Annotated in this window: 8 protein-coding genes; 4 read left to right on the top strand and 4 right to left on the bottom strand. The window is 55.6% G+C overall.

The window, feature by feature from the left end:
* Nucleotides 1–402 precede the first annotated feature (402 nt).
* Nucleotides 403–837: a hypothetical protein gene (locus VK738_16300; GenBank protein ID HTD24221.1), complete on the bottom strand. Its 435-nt coding sequence runs from the start codon at nucleotides 835–837 to the stop codon at nucleotides 403–405.
* Between the two features lie 894 nt (nucleotides 838–1,731).
* Here VK738_16300 and VK738_16305 point away from each other — a divergent pair.
* Nucleotides 1,732–2,118 (top strand): VOC family protein, encoded by a 387-nt coding sequence (locus tag VK738_16305; GenBank protein ID HTD24222.1) that lies wholly within the window; start codon nucleotides 1,732–1,734, stop codon nucleotides 2,116–2,118.
* A 281-nt stretch (nucleotides 2,119–2,399) separates the two neighbouring features.
* Here the strand turns inward: VK738_16305 and VK738_16310 are convergent, their stop codons facing one another.
* Nucleotides 2,400–3,743: an amidohydrolase gene (locus VK738_16310; protein ID HTD24223.1), complete on the bottom strand. Its 1,344-nt coding sequence runs from the start codon at nucleotides 3,741–3,743 to the stop codon at nucleotides 2,400–2,402.
* A gap of 247 nt (nucleotides 3,744–3,990) precedes the next feature.
* Here VK738_16310 and VK738_16315 point away from each other — a divergent pair, with 247 nt between their 5' ends.
* Entirely contained in the window at nucleotides 3,991–4,410 is a 420-nt protein-coding gene (locus tag VK738_16315; GenBank protein ID HTD24224.1) for a hypothetical protein, read from the top strand.
* A gap of 63 nt (nucleotides 4,411–4,473) precedes the next feature.
* Here the strand turns inward: VK738_16315 and VK738_16320 are convergent, their stop codons facing one another.
* Entirely contained in the window at nucleotides 4,474–5,316 is an 843-nt protein-coding gene (locus VK738_16320) for a hypothetical protein (GenBank protein HTD24225.1), read from the bottom strand.
* A 455-nt stretch (nucleotides 5,317–5,771) separates the two neighbouring features.
* Here VK738_16320 and VK738_16325 point away from each other — a divergent pair, with 455 nt between their 5' ends.
* Together VK738_16325 and VK738_16330 are read left to right on the top strand one after the other, a co-directional pair.
* Entirely contained in the window at nucleotides 5,772–8,600 is a 2,829-nt protein-coding gene (locus tag VK738_16325; GenBank protein ID HTD24226.1) for a hypothetical protein, read from the top strand.
* A 495-nt stretch (nucleotides 8,601–9,095) separates the two neighbouring features.
* A complete protein-coding gene (locus VK738_16330) occupies nucleotides 9,096–16,994 on the top strand; it encodes a hypothetical protein (protein HTD24227.1) in 7,899 nt (2,632 codons plus the stop codon).
* A 610-nt stretch (nucleotides 16,995–17,604) separates the two neighbouring features.
* On the opposite strand, the gene VK738_16335 is transcribed toward VK738_16330, so the two are convergent.
* Nucleotides 17,605–18,588 (bottom strand): D-2-hydroxyacid dehydrogenase, encoded by a 984-nt coding sequence (locus VK738_16335; GenBank protein HTD24228.1) that lies wholly within the window; start codon nucleotides 18,586–18,588, stop codon nucleotides 17,605–17,607.
* Nucleotides 18,589–18,743: the final 155 nt, after the last annotated feature.

Raw genomic sequence — 18,743 nt, forward strand, 5'->3', positions numbered from 1 at the left:
CTCAGCGCCAAATAAGCGCCCAAGCCATACCAAACGAACCACTTGAGCTGTTTCATGCTCCCACCTCCAGAAAATCACCGATCGTGCAGGCGCCCCCAAGGGCCAGATAAGTTCAATCGAATCTCCGAGCTTTCGACGTTAGCTGCTCCCTGCGTTGCATTCGCTGATCAGCACTTGCAGTAAAACAAAACATGATCGTCTGAGGATGTATATGCCTCAGGAGCCCAACCGTCAAAAGCAATTTAATTTCAATTAATAGCGGAGAGAAAGTAATACTACGGGTTTAGCTCTCAGCGCGGCAAGAAGTTTTTTGCGTGGCCCCAACCGAAATTCCCATACTGGCCTTATTCCTGTTTTGAGACGGCTTTGGGAAATTCCGCATACATCCGCGGCGGAAATCAGCTACAGGTCCTTAAAGTTAATGACTTCAATTTCCGGCTGGAAGGCGCGTTTGACCGAAGGCCGGGTCAGATAGACCGCAATCGCTCCACCCCATAGCAGGAATCCGAAATAGAGCAACGCCATGAAGGACACAACGCCGAAGTGCGTCACCAGCAATATTCCGCTGGCTGCGCAAATAGCGAGCACGATTAAGCAGGAAACGCGCGCGCTGTTTTGCATATTCCACAGTCCCCAGCCTAGCAAACCGGGCAGTGCCATCACAAAAAGTTGAAACAGGGCCATAGGACCGTTAAACAAGACGGCGGGACCGTACTTGATGAGTTCGATCAGCAGTCCGAGCAAAGTGAATGCAATCGGCAATCCCGAAAGCGCCATCAAGAATATTGCGATGATCACCACTCCCACCGGACGCGCGGTTGTCTCTGCCGGGCTCATGGCTGCGAAGCATACCCCCCGCTCACGCTTGTCATTGGCCCAACCCGCAACGCAATTGGCTGACCCGCATTGAGGGCAATGGTCTGCAAACCCGTCAGAATACTAAATCACCCGCCCCTCCGTTGGGGTTGGAATATGGAAAAAGCAGTTGCCAACCGCGGGCACTCCTCCGTCTTTGTTCCTTTGTGTCCTTTGTGGTTAGCTTTTTTGAATTCCGCGAGTGACTCACTTCCCTTTCTTTTTTGCGTCCAATCTAAGCAACTGGTTGATGTAGAAATTTGCCGATACACCCATCTTGGCTGCTTCCCTGTGCAGAAATTTATGGTTTGCCGGAGTCAGTCGCATCGAAGCGGCGACGTGTGGACCACGAGCTTTGTGTGCGTATTTTTTCATGCTACTCCTTGTTCGCATGGCGCCAATCCACGCCTATAACGTACATAGACGCGGACTAAACCTTTGAATATTGGCTCACCTGCATTGGCTGGATTTTACATGATCGGCGGCGGTAAACCTCGGAATATTGAGTGCTGACTGTTAACTGAGTGGTATCACCCTGGTATCAAACAGCCCGTCCCAAGAGAATTGCAGGCCATAATTGCCCCGGGACGCGTGTTTTCGTTGCGCATTCAAGAAGCGGTTTGACCACTACTTGCAACGTTATTTATATGCGCCGTATATCGTTGATTTTGCATGTGTTAGCACACGCATCGACTACTTAAAGTAGTGGGGGTACTACTACTCGCGATACGTGCCGGGCATATGGCTGTGGCGCCGATATAGCACGCGAGTATTTGAGCGCCAAGGACAGCGACGCAGGCAAGAAGAAGTAGCCCTCAGGATTCAGGCCAGGCAATCCGCGTGCTAGAATGACCGCTACTTTTGAGAGGAGCCCTGATGCCCCCTACACTCGCCAACGGCAAGATATGTTACATCGAGATGCCCGCTGACGACGTCCGTCGTTCGGCTGATTTCTACACCAAGGTTTTCGGCTGGAACATCAGGAAGCGTGGCGACGGTAACATCGCATTCGACGACACCACCGGCCAAGTGAGCGGCACCTGGGTGGTCGGCCGGCCACCGTCTTCAACGCCGGGTCTGCTCATCTATATTATGGTTGATAGCGTGGCCGCGACCATCAAGGCTGTCATGGCCCAGGGATGCGAGATCGTGCAAGACGTCGGCGCGGATGCGCCCGAGATCACCGCCAGGTTCCGCGATCCCGGAGGCAACGTGCTCGGCCTCTACCAGCAGCCCAGCGGCTCTTCTTCTTCCAACAAGTAAAACAATCCGAGTGGCTAGACAGAACTTGGAGAAATCTGTGCGGGTAATGTGCGGGTAATGCAAGATGAGACGAATCACATTAACAGTCATCCTGTTTGGAGTGTTAGGACTGTCTGGTTTTGTAATTATCTCGGGACCCTATCGTGTCCTAGTCAAAGCCGGCGGGTTAATGATTATTTCTCTCCTTCTGTGCTTGCTGTCATTCCTCTACAGTAAAGCCGGCAAAGGCTCTGCAGATAAATGATTCTCTGCGCTACTCCGCGTCCTCTGCGGTTAAGTAATCACTGCTGATGCGTCAACTTCTGCAGATCATCGACCGATTTGTTCAGAAGATCGCGGAGCACGGCCACCTCGGCGGCGATGCCGGTATGCAGTGCGGGATCCACATCGGGAGCGAACAGCGGAGAGTGGTTCGAGGGCAGCGAGGTTCCCGCCGCGTTTGCCTGCGCGTATTTTTCAGGATTGGCTCCTCCCAAAGTGAAGTAGAAACCGGGGATGCCCTGTTCGACAAAGTAAGAAAAATCTTCCGAGCCTGTGATCGGCTCCTCCATTGAAACATTCTCTTTGCCAAGCGCCGATTCAAGCGTGGCCCTGAGACTCTGGGCCAGCGCGGGATTGTTGTACACCGAATCGGTGAACTCATAGTGTTCAATCAACGGCTCTCGCGGCGCGCCCGCAGCTTCGGCTTCGGCCTTGGTGATGCGCGCAATGGCTGCGAGCACCTGCTTGCGAACGTCAGACTTATAGGTGCGTACCGTCAGCCCCATCTCGGCCCGGTCAGGGATGATGTTATTCTTCGTGCCTGCCTGGATGTAGCCGACCGTGATCACCACCATTTCTCCGGGCTTCACCTCGCGTGAAGGAATGGTCTGCAAGGCCAGTATCGTACGGGCTGCAATCACAATGGGATCAACCGTGGTGTGAGGCGATGCGCCGTGTCCGCCCTTGCCGTAGATTGTGACGCGCAGCGAATCGGCATTGGCGTCGTAGGTCCCCGCTACTACCCCGACCTTCCCCGCTGGAAGCAAATTCATGACGTGCAACGCCACAGCCACGTCCGGTTTTGGGAAACGCTTGAGGAAGCCATCTTCGATCATGTTCCTGGCGCCAGAAATGGTCTCTTCAGCCGGCTGGCCAATCAGCATGAGCGTTCCATGCCAGGTGTCTTTGCTGTGCGCCATGATCGCGGCGGTTGCCACCAGCGACGCCATATGCAGGTCGTGTCCGCAGGCATGCGCCACAGGCACGTCGCGTCCGGAATCATCTTTCGCATGCACTTTGCTGGCGTAAGCGAGGCCGGTCTTTTCTTCCACCGGAAGCGCATCCAGTTCTGTACGCAGCATGATGGTTGGCCCGGGACCATTTTTGAGGACCGCGACGATTCCTGTTCCGCCAACATGTTCGGTGACGTCATAGCCGAGGCCACGGAGGCGTGTCGCCAGCTTCGCAGCGGTTTGTGTTTCATGCGAAGAGAGCTCCGGATTTTGGTGTATGTCCAGATAGAGGGCATGCGCTTCGGGATATACAGTCTCGACTTCGTTCGACGCTGAAGGAGTTTGGCCCGAAGCCTGTCCTAAAGCTGAGGCGGTAAGTGTGGAGAGGAGGAAAAATTCTGCCAATCGCATTGTGGCATGATAGTTGCCGCTTGTTCAGCTTGCAACTCAATTGGATGAAAAACGCGGATTGAAGTACACCACGCGTTTATTGAGTGATTGCGTCATCGAGTCATTGACTATTTTGTGACAATTCCGTGACAAGTTGGCCGAGCGACCTTGACTATACTCAGCGGAGTTTTGAACGGACCTCTCCTCGCTTCACGAAAGCGCTGGTCGTCCACCCTTAGGAGAGGTCACGCTGATACTGGAGGTTACAATGGCGAAACTCAGAACTTATTCTCTCGGCAAAGCCTGCATCGCGTTATCTCTGCTTGCACTTGTAGGATGCGGCGCAAACACCATGATGATGAACCCCAATCGTGTGCTGCAGATGATGACCGTCTCTCCTCCCGTGGCCGACGGGCAGAATTTTGCCATGGGCCAGGTGCAGTTCACAGCCATGGGAACTTTCAGCAGGCCGCCCTCACCGGCTGCGGTGACCTTCGTCGCACCGTTCTCCGGCAGTTGGAGCGTCTCTGACATGAACGTCGCAACGATTAATCAGAACGGCATGGCCCAGTGCATGATAGGAGCTAAGGGCACGGTGACCGTCATGGCGCAGGCATCCACGAACTCAGCAGGACCGGGCGCCATGTCGCCGGCTGTCAGTGCAAGCGCGCAACTCACCTGTCCGTAGAGCAGTTTCGAGTTTCAGGGTTCGGATTTTTCGACGTGGGCGAAAATTCGAGAGCCTTCTTCACTATTTTGACACGCGCCACTCACCGTTCAACTTCGTGGTTGTCATGATGGTGGTGTCGCTTGCGCCTGGCTGCTTGTGCTGGAGCGTGACTTCGGCTTTGTCGTCGCCGTGCATGACCACTTTGGTGATCTTCAGCTTCGAGTCAAACATCGTGGGCAGCATTTGGAGCATCGCCGCGCCCTGAGGACCATCCAGATCAGCGGCCATGTTGGGCATGATGGTCTTCTTGATGGCTTCTTTGTTTTTGGTGGCAATGGCGCGGATGAACGCCTGGACGGCGAGTGCCGGAGGGCTATCCAGCGCGGCGCGCTTTTCAACGGGTTTGGGAATAATAGGCGCGCTGAAGGTGGCTGAGTACACCCACTTCTCCTCATCCCCGAAGCTGGATTGTGGCTCGACATAGAGCTTGCCGGCGATCAGCTTTCCGGCCTCGAAGTGCCGGGGAACGAATTTGTGCATGCCGCTGACCGAGACGTTGGCAGCGTCTTTGAAATTGTTATTGAAGAGCTCGCCTTGGTTAGGCTGAGCCTCATCGTCGAATTCGACCTCGATGGCGTGCAGCGTGCCCGCCTTGGCGGGATCGAACAGGCCGAACGGATCGCGCAGCTGGTCGTCGGCAACGGGAACGTCGCTCAGCACGACAAAAAGCTCGTCTTTTTCTTTTTGAAACATATCGGGCTTGATGAGCGCGTACACATACTTCAGTTGCACGGTCTTGCCGTTTACGGTAAACGTGCCGGTGACAGTAGACTGCGAACTGGGCGCCTGTGCGGCGACGATTGTGGTGCAGATCAGGACTACAAAAACGAGGGCCCAAAACAGAACAATGCGGCGCGAAACCATAGTCGGCTCCTTGAATGATATTGCCGGGGAAACAACAAGCTAAACGAAAGCTGCGGGCTTGTCACGCAGTTTTTTCGCCGCGGATGGACGCGGATCAGCGCGGATCGGACTAGGGATAGACACCCCTACCCCCAAGAACCGTCGCCGAAATCCATGAGAGAATGCCTTGCTGCGGCATTGTAATGAACACATCCTCGGGATCCTTCGCCTGCGGCTCAGGATGACAGACTTAAAACACCAATGAACTGCGCACAATATCGCGACTTTAACTATCTTCAAATAGTATCTTGCGATTGATATTTCCAGGGTGCTCGGATAGAGTGTTACATTCCCCCTTACATTTTAAAGATATTTCCCTCGTGTATGGGAACTGGGTGATCAACCCGGCTGGGTTACAGCATCCTCGCAGGAAGAACCCCAGCCCGTATGAGATCCAAGTGGAGAAGTCACACAATATGCACACGGCCGATCAAGACCAACATCCAAGCTCTTTTCATCAGCAATTGCAACGGCCTACGATCCTCAACGAGGAAGGCGCCATCTCAGTGAAGAAGCTGGTTGTCTTTTTCGTTCACACTCTCTGTGGGATGTTCTTGTTGAATCACGCCGCATGGGCACAAACTGTACAAACCCATCCCCAGGTAATTCCGACTTTGCAATTCGATGTATCGCCACCTTTGCGCGATATCAAGCCGGTGATCGTGCCCAGGACGGAAGCCGAAGCGGAGCCTGTCCGCCGGATTCCGCGTCCTGCGCCGGTGGCAGGAGTGACCGACGGTGCTCTGCAGCGCTCCTATGCTCCACAGCGCTTAATGCCCACTACAATAGCCAGCTTCATTGGCATTGGCCAAGGATTCTCCGGGCCAGCAGGTGCATTTACCGTTTCAGGCGCACCGCCGGATACCAATATGGCTGTGGGACCCACCCGCATCGTGCAGATTGTTAATACTGACTTTGCCGTTTTCAATAAAACCGGGACAGTCCTCTTTGGACCTGTCGCAATTAACACGCTTTGGTCGGGCTTTGGAGGTGGTTGTCAGACCAACAACGACGGCGATCCTGTCGTGCAGTATGACTCGATTGCTGACCGCTGGGTCATTACTCAGTTTTCGGTTTCTGGCTCGCCAGATTCGGAATGTATAGCTGTCTCGACAAGCCCGGATCCGACCGGTTCTTATAACCGGTATTCATTCAACTACGGCACTGATTTCAATGATTACCCCAAGCTGGGCGTTTGGCCGGATGCCTATTACATCACTTATAACATCTTCGCCAACGGCAGCACTTTTGCCGGGACCAAGATCTGCGCCCTCGACCGCGCCAAAATGCTGGCGGGACTGGCTGCCACACAGCAATGCTTCAACACCAGTAGCAGCTATGGCGGCGTGTTGCCAGCAGATCTTGATGGCTCCAGACTGCCACCGGCAGGTTCTCCCAACTACCTGCTGGCCTTGGGCGTGAGCAATAACGACCTGGCGTTCTGGAAATTTCATGTGGATTGGACCACTCCCGGTAATTCAACTCTTACTGGACCCACAGCTTTGACTGTTGCCACTTATACTGCGGCCTGTAGCGGAGGCACATGCATTCCGCAATCGGGAACATCGCAACAGTTGGATTCCCTGGCCGACCGTATGATGTATCGCCTTGCCTATCGGAACTTTGGAGACCATGAAGCCCTGGTGGTGAACCATTCGGTGACGGCAGGAAGCAGCACAGGCGCTCGCTGGTATGAGTTGCGGGTTGCGAGTGGTAACCTCTCACTCTTTCAACAAGGTACGTATGCCCCTAACACAAGCTTCCGCTGGATGGGCGGCATCGCCATGGACCAGAAGGGCAATATGGGACTGGGATTCAGCGTTTCATCAGGTACATTGCATCCCGGAATTGCCTGGACAGGACGCCTTGCCGGAGATGCAGCCGGCCAAATGACGCAAGGCGAATCAACCATCTTCAGCGGAAATGGGTCGCAGAGTGGCCCCCGGGGACTCACGCGCTGGGGCGATTACAGTGCCATGCGTATTGATCCCAATGATGACTGCACTTTTTGGTATACAACCGAATACATACCCTCCACCGGTGAATTCAACTGGGCCACAGGGATTGCTTCTTTCAAATTCCCTTCCTGCGGCGCCATTAGTCAGCCGCCAACGATCAGCAAAACTTTCGGGGCAGCCAGTATTGCGCGGAATGGATCAACTTCGCTCAGCTTCACGATCCACAATCCGAACGCCAGTTCTTCACTGAGCGGTATCGGCTTCAGTGACACGCTGCCGGCAGGCTTGGTCATCTCAACGCCCAACGGTTTAGCCGGGAGTTGCGGCGGTGGAACGATTACTGCTGCGCAAGGAACCAACGTCATTAGTCTGTCGGCAGCAACGCTCGGGGCGAGCGCCTCGTGCACGTTCTCTGTGAACGTAACCGGCACAGCGGCTGGAGATCAAAACAACACCACAGGCAACATCACCTCCACGGAAGGCGGGGCAGGCGGGACAGCTTCGGCCACTCTCAAAGTGGTGGCGCCACCCTCCATTAACAAAACTTTTATAGCTGGCGCCATCGCCCCAGGCGGGACGACCCAGTTAACCTTCACCATCACCAACCCCGCGGCCAACACGGCAGCACTCACGGGAGTTGCTTTCACGGACTCTCTGCCGGTGGGAATTCTGGTAGCAACACCCAATGGACTGATCGGATCATGTGGAGGTGGAACCATCACGGCTACACAAGGATCGGGCTCGGTAAGCCTGTCGGGCGCAACCCTGGCCATCAATAGCTCGTGCACGTTCGCAGTCAACGTGACCAGCAACACCCCCGGCAACTACACCAACACCACGGGCGCGGTGACCTCAACCAATGGGGGCACCGGTAACACGGCTTCTGCCAACATCAATGTAGGTGTAGCGGATATTTCCGTAACGCTGGCCCATCATCCTGATCCGGCGACCTTTGGCGGCAAACTGGTTTTCGTTGCCACCGTAACCAATCACGGTCCACAAACCGCCAACGTGAGTTTTGCGGAGAACTTTATAGGGGCACACTACGTGAACTCGGCCGCCGTAACTACCGGAACAGGAACGTGTGGAATAACAGAACCGGTAAGCTGCACATTGTCAGCCATGGGCAACGGCGAGTCCAGACAGGTCACAATTGTAGTAACGCCGCAGTTGGGAAGGAACGTAGTTGGAACAGCCTCAGTAGCACCAGACGTAACTGATTCGAATCCGAATAACAACACAGCCAGCAGTACGGCACGAGTCAGGTTCAGGCCGCAAAGGTTCTAAGAGCAGCACTCGGTACTCGGTACCCAGTACTCAGTTATCGCAAAAGCCTCGACGCAGAGTTGGGGCTTTGCTTTTAGCGATCACGTTCGCTCATTCCATGTACTTCGTCCGCTCCTTCAGTGGAATTTTCCGATTGATATTTTCGAGGTTCTCGGTTAAAGTTCGAGTTTATTCCCCCTATATCTATATCTATGTATTTCCTCCCTCGTTTGCTGAAATTCGGCTTTTAAAACAGGTCTGGTTAAACGACTTTTGTAGAAGAATATACCGGTTCGTACAAAGCGCCGAGTGGAGAGCTATGGTGGATATCCACAAAAATGCAGTACAACGACTTATGTAGGTTCGAGGAAGATAGTGGTCTTCAGGTGGGCAAACAACACCATGAAACGTGAGTCCTAAATAGGGCGATGGTGCGCCTTATGTTCTCAATCGAGGAAAGTGAGTGTGGGGTCAATGTTTACAATAATCCGCTCCCGAACAGCTAGTTTTCTAATTTTGACAATCCTTATTTTCGGATTTGGGACCACGCTCCAGGCTGGTTCCGGGACCTCTGGGAACAAAACCACGCCAGCGGCACCGCAGACAGCAGAGCGGGAGGCGGGGGCCTCAGGGGGAGATGCAAGCCCGCAGGATGAAGACAACGACCCTGACATGCCTGCCTTTCTGCAAGGCAAACTAGATAAGCAAACATACCTACAGCTACGCAGTGAGTACATTGGACGATTACGCGGAATTGATCCGGCGAACCCTCCCGATCCCAATGTACGCGTCAATGCGATCCATACTTTAGAGCAGCAGGAACAGACGATGCGAGATGAGCTCGCGCGACGCTCCGGCACAGGACCTGCGGGATCTATTCCACCTTTTTCACCCCCCAGTTGGACAGAGCTCGGTCCGTTCCCAATCCCCAATGGGCAAACGACACCGACCGAAGTTGCAGTCAGCGGACGGGTTACGGCGATTGCGGTGCATCCGACCAATCCCAACATCATTTATGTTGGCGCAGCGCAGGGCGGAGTCTATCGCTCTCTGAATGGAGGAACAACGTGGACGCAATTAATGGATAGTGCGTTGTCGCTGGCCGTAGGCGCAATTGCTATTGCTCCCTCCCAACCTTCTACGATTTATGTGGGAACCGGTGAGGGTAACTTCTCCGCTGATAGTTTCTTCGGCGTAGGCGTGTACCGCATTGACAACGCTGATACCAGCCCGGTGTTGGTTGGACCTCTCAATAAAGACGGCGGAAGCAATGACATATTTACTGGGCGAGCGATCTCACAAATTCTGGTTCACCCTACTGACCCCAACACGATCTTTGTATCGTCAACTTCTGGTATTTCTGGCCTCAGCGGAAGCCCATTCTCTGTTCTTCCGTCCCGTGGTCTTTATCGTTCTACAAACGCGGCAGGCGCAGCGGGATCGGTTACGTTTACTCAACTTACTGTAGCTACTGTGAGCAGCAATCGCAGTATTACAGATATCGCAATGGAGCCAGGCAATCCTAACAACCTGGTAACAGCCGTTTTCGGCAATGCTGTTGCTGGCGATGGTGGTTATTACCGCACCACTAACGCCTTGGCGGCAACTCCGACCTTCACGCAAACGTTGGTTTTAAATGCAATCACCATGAAGTTTGCGATTAACAAAGTGGGCTCAACAGTAACCGTGCTCGCCGGTAGCGGCGATGGCGGCGGGGCGACAGGCACGTTAAGAATTTCGACTGATGGCGGTGCTACCTGGGGCGCTGCTGTCGCCGCCGCGAATGGATTCTGCGGAGGACAGTGTTTCTACGATGCGCCACTGGCCATCAAACCGGATGATGCCAATACATTTTTTGTCGGTGGATCGGCAGGAAGCTCAAACCCCGGGGCAGCAAGTCTTAAGAAGACCATCAATGGCGGTACGTCGTTCACGATTCCCAATGGCACACTACATGCCGACACTCATGTGATCGTTTATGCTCCCTCAGACTTTACCGTCATGTATGAAGGAAATGACGGAGGTATTTGGCGCTCAGCCGATGGTGGCAATACCTGGACCAGCATTAATACCAGCGGCTTCAGCGCCACGCAATTTCAAAGCCTGGCATTGCACCCAACAGACCGCCAATTCATGATTGGAGGAACGCAAGATAACGGCACGGAATTTAAAAAGCCGGATGCAAGCTGGACGCGGGCAGACTTTGGCGACGGCGGCTACGCACTGATTGACCAGAGCGCCGTAGATACGACCAATGTCACGATGTATCACACATACTTCAATCAATCCAACAATTTGATCGGTTATGCCCACGTGACTGGTACGGCTAATGCCACCGAAGGCAACTGGAATTTTTCCGGATGCAATGGCAACGTTTCTTTCAATGGGATTACGTGCGCGGATGCAGTTCTGTTTTATGCACCTATGGCGGTGGGACCGGGAACTCCGAATACCGTCTATTACGGCAGTGATCGTTTGTATCGTTCGGCGAATATCGGGACCAACAATACTGTTGTCAGCCAAGCGCCAATTGTCAGCACTGTACCGATCAGCACCATTGGCATCTCGCCGCAGAATGACAACGTCCGTATTGTGGGCCTGAGAAACGGAAAGGTCTTTGCCACCACCACCGGCTCCTCAACTTTGACGGACGTCACCGGCGCGATCCCGGCACACTATGTAGCCCGCGCGGTGATCGATCCTAATAACGTAAACACTGCGTATGTCACTCTTGACGACTATGGCTTGGCCGCAAACCAACATGTGTGGAAAACCACCAATCTTAATAATGCGACTCCGACGTGGACGGCTTCAGGAAGCGGGATTCCTGATGTGCCCACGAACTCAATCGTGATTGACCCAACCAACTCCAATTCACTTTTTGTAGGCACAGATATTGGCGTGTATCACTCCGCCGATGGCGGAGCTAGCTGGAGCCCTTACGGCACCGGCCTTCCACGTGTAGCAGTATTCGATATCGCCATCCAGAGCACAAATCACATATTGCGGGCGGCCACTCACGGCCGCGGCCTATGGGAGATTGCCAGCGTCACCATACTGCCGCCAACCATCAGCAAATCATTCGGCGCGGCGAGTATTCCATTGAACGGCTCAACTTCGCTGAGCTTTACGATCAACAATCCCAATGCGAGCACGTCGCTGAGCGGGATCGGATTCGGCGACACACTACCTACTGGCCTGGTTGTGGCCACGCCTAACGGCCTAACCGGTTCCTGCGGCGGGGGAACGATTACGGCGACTGCTGCATCAAGCAGCGTTAGCCTGGCGAGCGCAACCCTTGCGGCGAGCACCGGGTGCACATTCTCAGTCAATGTGACGGGGACGACCGCCGGTGTGAAAAGCAATACCACTGGAGCCGTAAGTTCAACCGAGGGGGGCACGGGCGCCACGGCATCGGCCAGCCTGAACGTGGACGGGCCTCCAACGCTCGGCAAGGCCTTTAATCCAACCACGATTGCTGTGAATGCGACTTCGTTGCTTACGTTCACTGTCACCAATCCTGCTGCTAACCCCGATGCACTCACTGGAGTCGCGTTCAGCGACACTCTGCCTGTGGGGCTTACCGTGGCCAACGGCACGTTCGGCAATTGCAGCGGCGGGACTGTGACTACAACTGCACCTCGGACGATCGCGCTCTCGAGCGGGACGATCGCAGTAAACAGCCAATGCACCTTCGGAGTGACGGTGACCGGTGCAGTTGCCGGCAGCTACACTAATACGACGGGCAACGTGACCTCAACCAATGGCGGAACGGGCGGAACGGCCACGGCGAACCTGACGGTCGCCGCCGCACCGACCATCAGCAAATCGTTCGGGGCGTTGACCATTCCGTTGAATGGAACGACTTCTCTGAGCTTTACCATCAACAATCCGAATGCGGGTAGTTCCCTTACGGGAGTCTCCTTCAGTGACACACTGCCTGCAGGCTTGGTGGTTTCAACGCCCAATGGGCTTACCGGTTCATGCGGCGGTGGAACGATTACGGCGACAGCAGGCTCAGGCTCTGTCAGCCTAGCGGGAGCAACGCTCGGGGCGAGCACCGGGTGCACGTTCTCAGTGAACGTGACGGGCACGACTGCCGGGGCAAAGAACAACACAACCGGCAATGTGACTGCTACTGAGAGTGGCGCGGGCCTGACGGCCTCGGCCAGCGTTACGGTGATTGCACCGCCGACGATCAGCAAATCGTTTGGCGCGGCCACGGTTCCGTTGAATGGCTCAACTTCGCTGAGCTTCACGATCAACAATCCCAACGCGAGCAACTCGTTGAGTGGAATTGGTTTCACTGACACCCTGCCTACCGGCCTCGTGGTAGCCACGCCCAATGGCCTGACCGGTTCCTGTGGAGGCGGAACGATTACTGCGACTGCTGCATCGAGCAGCGTCAGCTTGTCTGGAGCGACGCTGGCGGCGAGCACTGGATGCACGTTCTCGGTGAATGTGACCGGTACGACCGCCGGGGCAAAGTCCAACACGACCAGCGCGGTGACTTCAACCGAAGGCGGAACAGGCGGGACCAGTAACACGGCGAATCTTACAGTTGTCGGGCCGCCGAGCATCACCAAAGCATTTGGTGCGCCGACGGTTGCGCTGAACCAGAGCGTCTCGCTGACGTTTACGATTAACAATCCCAACGGCGGCACTGCGCTGAACGGAATCGGATTCACCGATACCATGCCGGCAGGCCTGTCAGTAGCCGTCGGCAGCTTCAGCAACACATGCGGCGCTTCATTTAGCGGTACAAACAGCACCACCATCGTGATCTCGGGCGGAATTTTGGCTGCGGGGGCATCGTGCAACGTGTCAGGAAACGTGACCGGCATAGCGCCGGGATTGCAGAGTAACAGCGTTACGATCAACTCGAACAATGGCGGCACGGGGAATACGTCGCTCGCGAACGTGACCGTGGTGGGGCCGCCGACAATCGGCGAGGCGTTCGGAGTTCCCAGCATGTTGGACACCGGGACAACTACGCTGACCTTTACCCTCAGCAACCCGAATACCTCCACCACTTTGACCGGGATCGGCTTCACAGACCCGGTGCTGACCAACTTGGCTATCTCTACTCCGAATGGTCTTACCGGTACTTGCCTCACTGTAGCTGGAGGCGTGACCAATGCCGGTATTGTCACGGCAACCAGCGGACAATCCAGCCTTTCGCTGTCGGGGCTGGGACTGGCCGCCAGCAGCTCTTGCACGTTCACGGTGAACGTGACAGGGAACAATCCGGGGTTCTCGGGAACAATCACCAACACGACGAACGCTGTTACCTCAACGAACGGCGGGAACGGCGGGACAGGGACAGCCACCATCTTTCTGCTGGTGCCGCCCACAATCGGTAAAGCATTTTCACCGACTACGGTTGCGGTGAATGGCACAAGCACGCTTACTTTCACCCTGAGTAACGGCAACGTGGCGGGTGCAGGTTCAGGTCTGTCGGGAATGGGCTTCACCGACACATTCCCGGCCAACCTTGTAGTGGCTACACCGAATGGATTGAGCAACACATGCGGCGGAACCCCCACGGCGGTCGCCGGATCGGGAAGCGTATCGCTGAGTGGAGTCTCGCTTACGGGTGGCGCCTCCTGCACGCTGGCGGTGAACGTCACAGGCACTACCCCGGGACTAAAGAACAACGTCAGCGGAGCTGTGACTTCAAACGAGGCTGGCCCGGGCAACACAGCAGCAGCCAGCCTGGGTGTGGCTGCGCCGCCGACTATCAGCAAGGCTTTTGGCGCGTCCACAATTCCGCTGAATGGTTCAACTTCCTTAACTCTCACCATTACGAACCCAACCAGCGGCGTTGCGTTGAGCGGAGTGGCGTTCACCGACAACTTGCCCGCAGGTCTGATTGTGGCAACGCCAAACAATCTGAACAACAATGGTTGCAGTGGGACGGCCACAGCCGTAGCGGGTTCTTCTTCGGTAAGCCTGAGCGGTGGAACGCTGGCCGGCAACAGTTCATGCACCATCACGCTCAACGTAACCGGAACTACGAGCGGGACGAAGAGCAATACCACTGGCGCTGTGACCGCAACGGAAAGCGGAGCGGGCACGACCAGCAACACCGCGGTACTGACCGTAGTAGCACCGCCGACCATCAGCAAGGCATTTGGCGCACCCAGGATTGCGGTGACAGGTACGGCCACACTGACCTTTACTATTAACAATCCGAATAGCGGCACGCCGTTGACCGGCGTCGGCTTCAGCGATACGCTGCCCGCGGGCCTGGTCATCAACACACCCAATGGCCTGAGCGGCTCTTGCGGCGGTGGCACAATTACCGCCACGCAGAACACCAACGTGATCAGCCTGTCGGGGGCATCGCTGGCGGCCAGCACCGGATGCACCTTCTCAGTCAACGTGCTCGGCATCGCTGGCGGGGACCAGAACAACACTACCGGCAACGTGACCTCAACCGAAGGCGGAACAGGCGGAACCGCGTCAGCTACCATCAACGTAATAGCCCCGCCGACGCTCAGCCTCGCGTTCAATCCCACTACCATTGCGCTGAGTGCGACGACTTCGTTGCAGTTCACCATTACCAATCCGGCGGCGAATACGACTGCTCTGAACGGGGTTGCCTTCACCGACACGCTGCCTGCGGGGCTCACGGTGGCCAGCAATGGCGGCGCGAGCCAGTGCGGCGGAACGTTGACTACGACCAATCCCACGACCATCCACCTCGCGGGCGCGACCGTCAACCAAAACAGCCAGTGCGTTTTTAGTGTGACGGTAACGGGAGCGGTTGCCGGCAACTACAGCAATTTGGTCTCCGGCGGCGGCGCGATCACTTCGACTACCGGCGGCATCGGTGCAACTGGCCCCGCCAGCAACACGGCCAATCTGACTGTGGCTGCGCCACCGGTCATCACGAAGTCTTTTGGCGCAAGCACCGTGCCTAAGAGCGGCACCGTCTCACTGACATTCAATATCAACAATCCGAACACTACGGCAGCGCTGACCGGTATCGCCTTCACCGATAACCTGCCTTCGGGATTGTTTGACGGCAATCCGCCCAACCTAAACAACACCTGCGGCGGAACGGCCACGGCCAACGCGGGAACGACCGTGATCACGCTCTCGGGCGCAACACTGCCTGCCAACAGCAGTTGCTCGGTTACCTTGAATATATTGGGCGTTTCGGCAGGAGTGAAGAACAACAGCGTTCAGGTAACATCGAACGAGGGCGGGACGGGCAACACGTCGAATGCTTCGGTTACGGTGGTGTATCCGCCGGTTCTCATGAAGTCGTTTGGCACAGCCAGCATTCCGCTGAACGGCACGACTTCACTGACCTTCTCGCTGAGCACGATCAATGCAACCACCACGCTGACGGGCATCTCCTTCAGCGATCCGTTGCCCGGGGGCTTGATCATCTCTACACCCAATGGGCTGACGAGCAACTGCGGCGGCACCGTTACCGCTACGCAGGGAACCAGCGTCATCAGCCTGTCGGGCGGAACGTTGGCGCCTTCCACCTCCTGCAATATCGTGGTCAACGTGACCGGCACAGCCGTGGGAACACAGAACAACACCACAAGCGCGGCGACCTCGATTGAGGGTGGCACGGGTACAAATGGCATGGCCTCGCTGAATGTGGATGGACCGCCCACGGTGGCCAAAGCTTTCGGCGCGGGCAGCATAGCTCAAAACGGGACGACTACTCTGACCTTCACCTTGACTAATCCCGCGGCCAATCCCGACACTCTGACCGGGATAGGGTTTACCGACAACCTGCAGAGCGGGATTGTCGTCGCCACACCCAATGGACTGACAGGCAGTTGCCTGACGGTGGCGGGAGCGGTCACCAATGCGGGATCGGTTACGGCGGTTGCAGGAAGCACCAGCATCAGCCTCTCTGCATTAGCTCTGACCAGCAACGGCACATGTACGTTTACGGTGAATGTAACGGGAACACTGTTGGGCAACAACATACCTAATACCACCAGCACGGTCACATCCACCAACGGCGGCACGGGCGCTACCAGCAACACGGCAAACTTGACTGTTGGCGGGGCGGATCTTGCGGTGAGTTTGACACATCATCCTGATCCGGCGGCATTCGGCGGCAAATTGATTTTTGTGGCTACTGTGACCAATCACGGGCCCAGCAGCGCAAATGTAACGTTTCAACAGACCTTTACCGGAGCGCAATACCTGGTATCGGCCAGCTCTACGTTGGGAAGCTGCGTTGCCGCAGAACCGGTAAACTGCAACCTGGGGAGTATGTCCAACGGTCAAACAGCAACTGTCACAATCGTGGTAACGCCGTTGCTGGGAAGGACCGTTATGGGAACAGCTACAGTGACGCCGGACGTAACAGATCCGAATCCGAACAATAATACGAACAGCAGTACGGCCCGAATCAGGATTAAGCCGCAACATTTTTAGAAACAGTGCTCAGTACCCGGTTACCGTAAAAGCCTCGACGCAAAGTCGGGGCTTTTGCTTTTATAGCAATTCCAGACTTGTTGTATCTGCGCGGCACCGCGGATGAAGCAACTGCGTGAGAGGTCTCACCAGCTCACCCCTCGGCAGGAATCGGCTGTTGTTGCCTTGCGAGTTACCTGCCCGCCAAGTCAGGGTGATGGAAGCGGGGGTACTTGCTGGTAGTGGGCAAAGTGCGTGCGAGGAGAACAGGAGCCCCGTCATTATTGAGGAAAATCGCTCCGAGGTTAAGGACTAGCTGAGTAGTCTTGACTATTGTCATACTTGTAAACAGCGGTGGAAGTCGTGCAAACTTCTACTGTAGTCCAACTATCTTAGGACCATAGAATTTCGGCACAAAAGGGATTCCTCTCCCTCTTTGCGGGATCGGAATGACAAGAAAGCCGATACAGTAATTATGGAATCACTATAGAAATCGCGATTGGCAATGAGTTGTCAAGGAGCTGAGGGGCACACAAGGTCCCCGGCATTCTCGAATGCCCAGGACAAAGATGAACCATAAACGCGAGGAAGTCAGCCTTTTGGGGCCAGAGTGGTACCACTATTATGGCGCTCAATATCCTTTTGCCTTATCCACAACGTTGCGCAAAGGCTGCTTGGCCAAATAGAGGCGCAAATTGTCTGCGATGAGAGCGTAGTGCCGCTCCCACAACTTTGCGGTGAGGGCGGCGGTGTGAGGCGTGATCAAAAGATTCTCCAACGACCAGAAGGGGGATTCGGGCGGCAAAGGTTCGGTGGAAAATACGTCGAGAGCGGCGCCGGCAATCTGCTTTTTCTGCAGGCACTCCAGAAGCGCCTGTTCATCAATCAGCGCGCCCCGGCTCACATTAACAAGATAGGCATCGGATTTCATTTTGGAGAGGCGCTCACGGTTGAACAGACTGAGCGTGCTGGGGAGGGTAGGAAGAGTAATGAGCACGAAATCGGCACGAGGGAGAAGGCGGTCAAGCTCGCTCATCGCATATACTTCGTCCGCACCTTCGGCGCCTTTGTGCACGTCCTCACGGACTACGATTATTTTCATGCCAAAGGCCCTGGCGCGCGGAACCACTTCGCGGCCAATGCTGCCTGCGCCCAGCAGAAGCAACGTTGCATCGGCGAGTTCGCGGGGCATGGGAGATTCCTGAGACATATCGCCTTGTCCCCATTTGCGCTGCGCCTGGTACCGAAATGCGGAGGGCAGACGCTTGGCCAGCGCCAGCATGAACGCCATAGAGTGCTCGGCGACAACCATGCCGTGAATGGTGCGTCCGTTGGTGATGACTACGTCGCTGGCGATGACCTCAGGCAACATGAATTGATTCACGCCGGTCGAAGGCGAATGGATCCAACGGAGTTTTTTGGCGCGCTGGAACTGCTCGAGACGCAAAGATGTGCCAACGAAGATTTCAGCGTCGGCGAATTCCTCGTTTATGCGATCGTAGTCAAGAAGCTGGACAACTTCCACGCCAGGAAACCCGGCACGAAGGCGGTCGGCCATCCAGGTGGGAGCGTTCCATAGTGGGAAACGGTGAGGATGGACGAGAAGAAGTTTCAAGTTTCGAGTTTCAGGTTTCAAGTTATCAGTTCCCAGTTTTTTCGCCGCGGATGAACGCGGATTTTCCAAATCCTTCAGAGAATGCCTTGCGGCTGCGTGTACGACCGACACATCCTCGGGGTCCTTCGACTCGGGCGTTCGCCCTCGCTCAGGAT

The sequence above is a fragment of the Terriglobales bacterium genome, assembly GCA_035487355.1.
In the GTDB taxonomy this organism is placed as follows: domain Bacteria; phylum Acidobacteriota; class Terriglobia; order Terriglobales; family Acidobacteriaceae; genus QIAW01.

Coding starts and splice junctions, on each gene's coding strand:
- VK738_16325 (HTD24226.1), top strand. CDS start 5,772: ATGCACACGGCCGATCAAGACCAACATCCAAGCTCTTTTCATCAGCAA.
- VK738_16320 (HTD24225.1), bottom strand. CDS start 5,316: ATGGTTTCGCGCCGCATTGTTCTGTTTTGGGCCCTCGTTTTTGTAGTC.
- VK738_16300 (HTD24221.1), bottom strand. CDS start 837: ATGAGCCCGGCAGAGACAACCGCGCGTCCGGTGGGAGTGGTGATCATC.
- VK738_16315 (HTD24224.1), top strand. CDS start 3,991: ATGGCGAAACTCAGAACTTATTCTCTCGGCAAAGCCTGCATCGCGTTA.
- VK738_16310 (HTD24223.1), bottom strand. CDS start 3,743: ATGCGATTGGCAGAATTTTTCCTCCTCTCCACACTTACCGCCTCAGCT.
- VK738_16305 (HTD24222.1), top strand. CDS start 1,732: ATGCCCCCTACACTCGCCAACGGCAAGATATGTTACATCGAGATGCCC.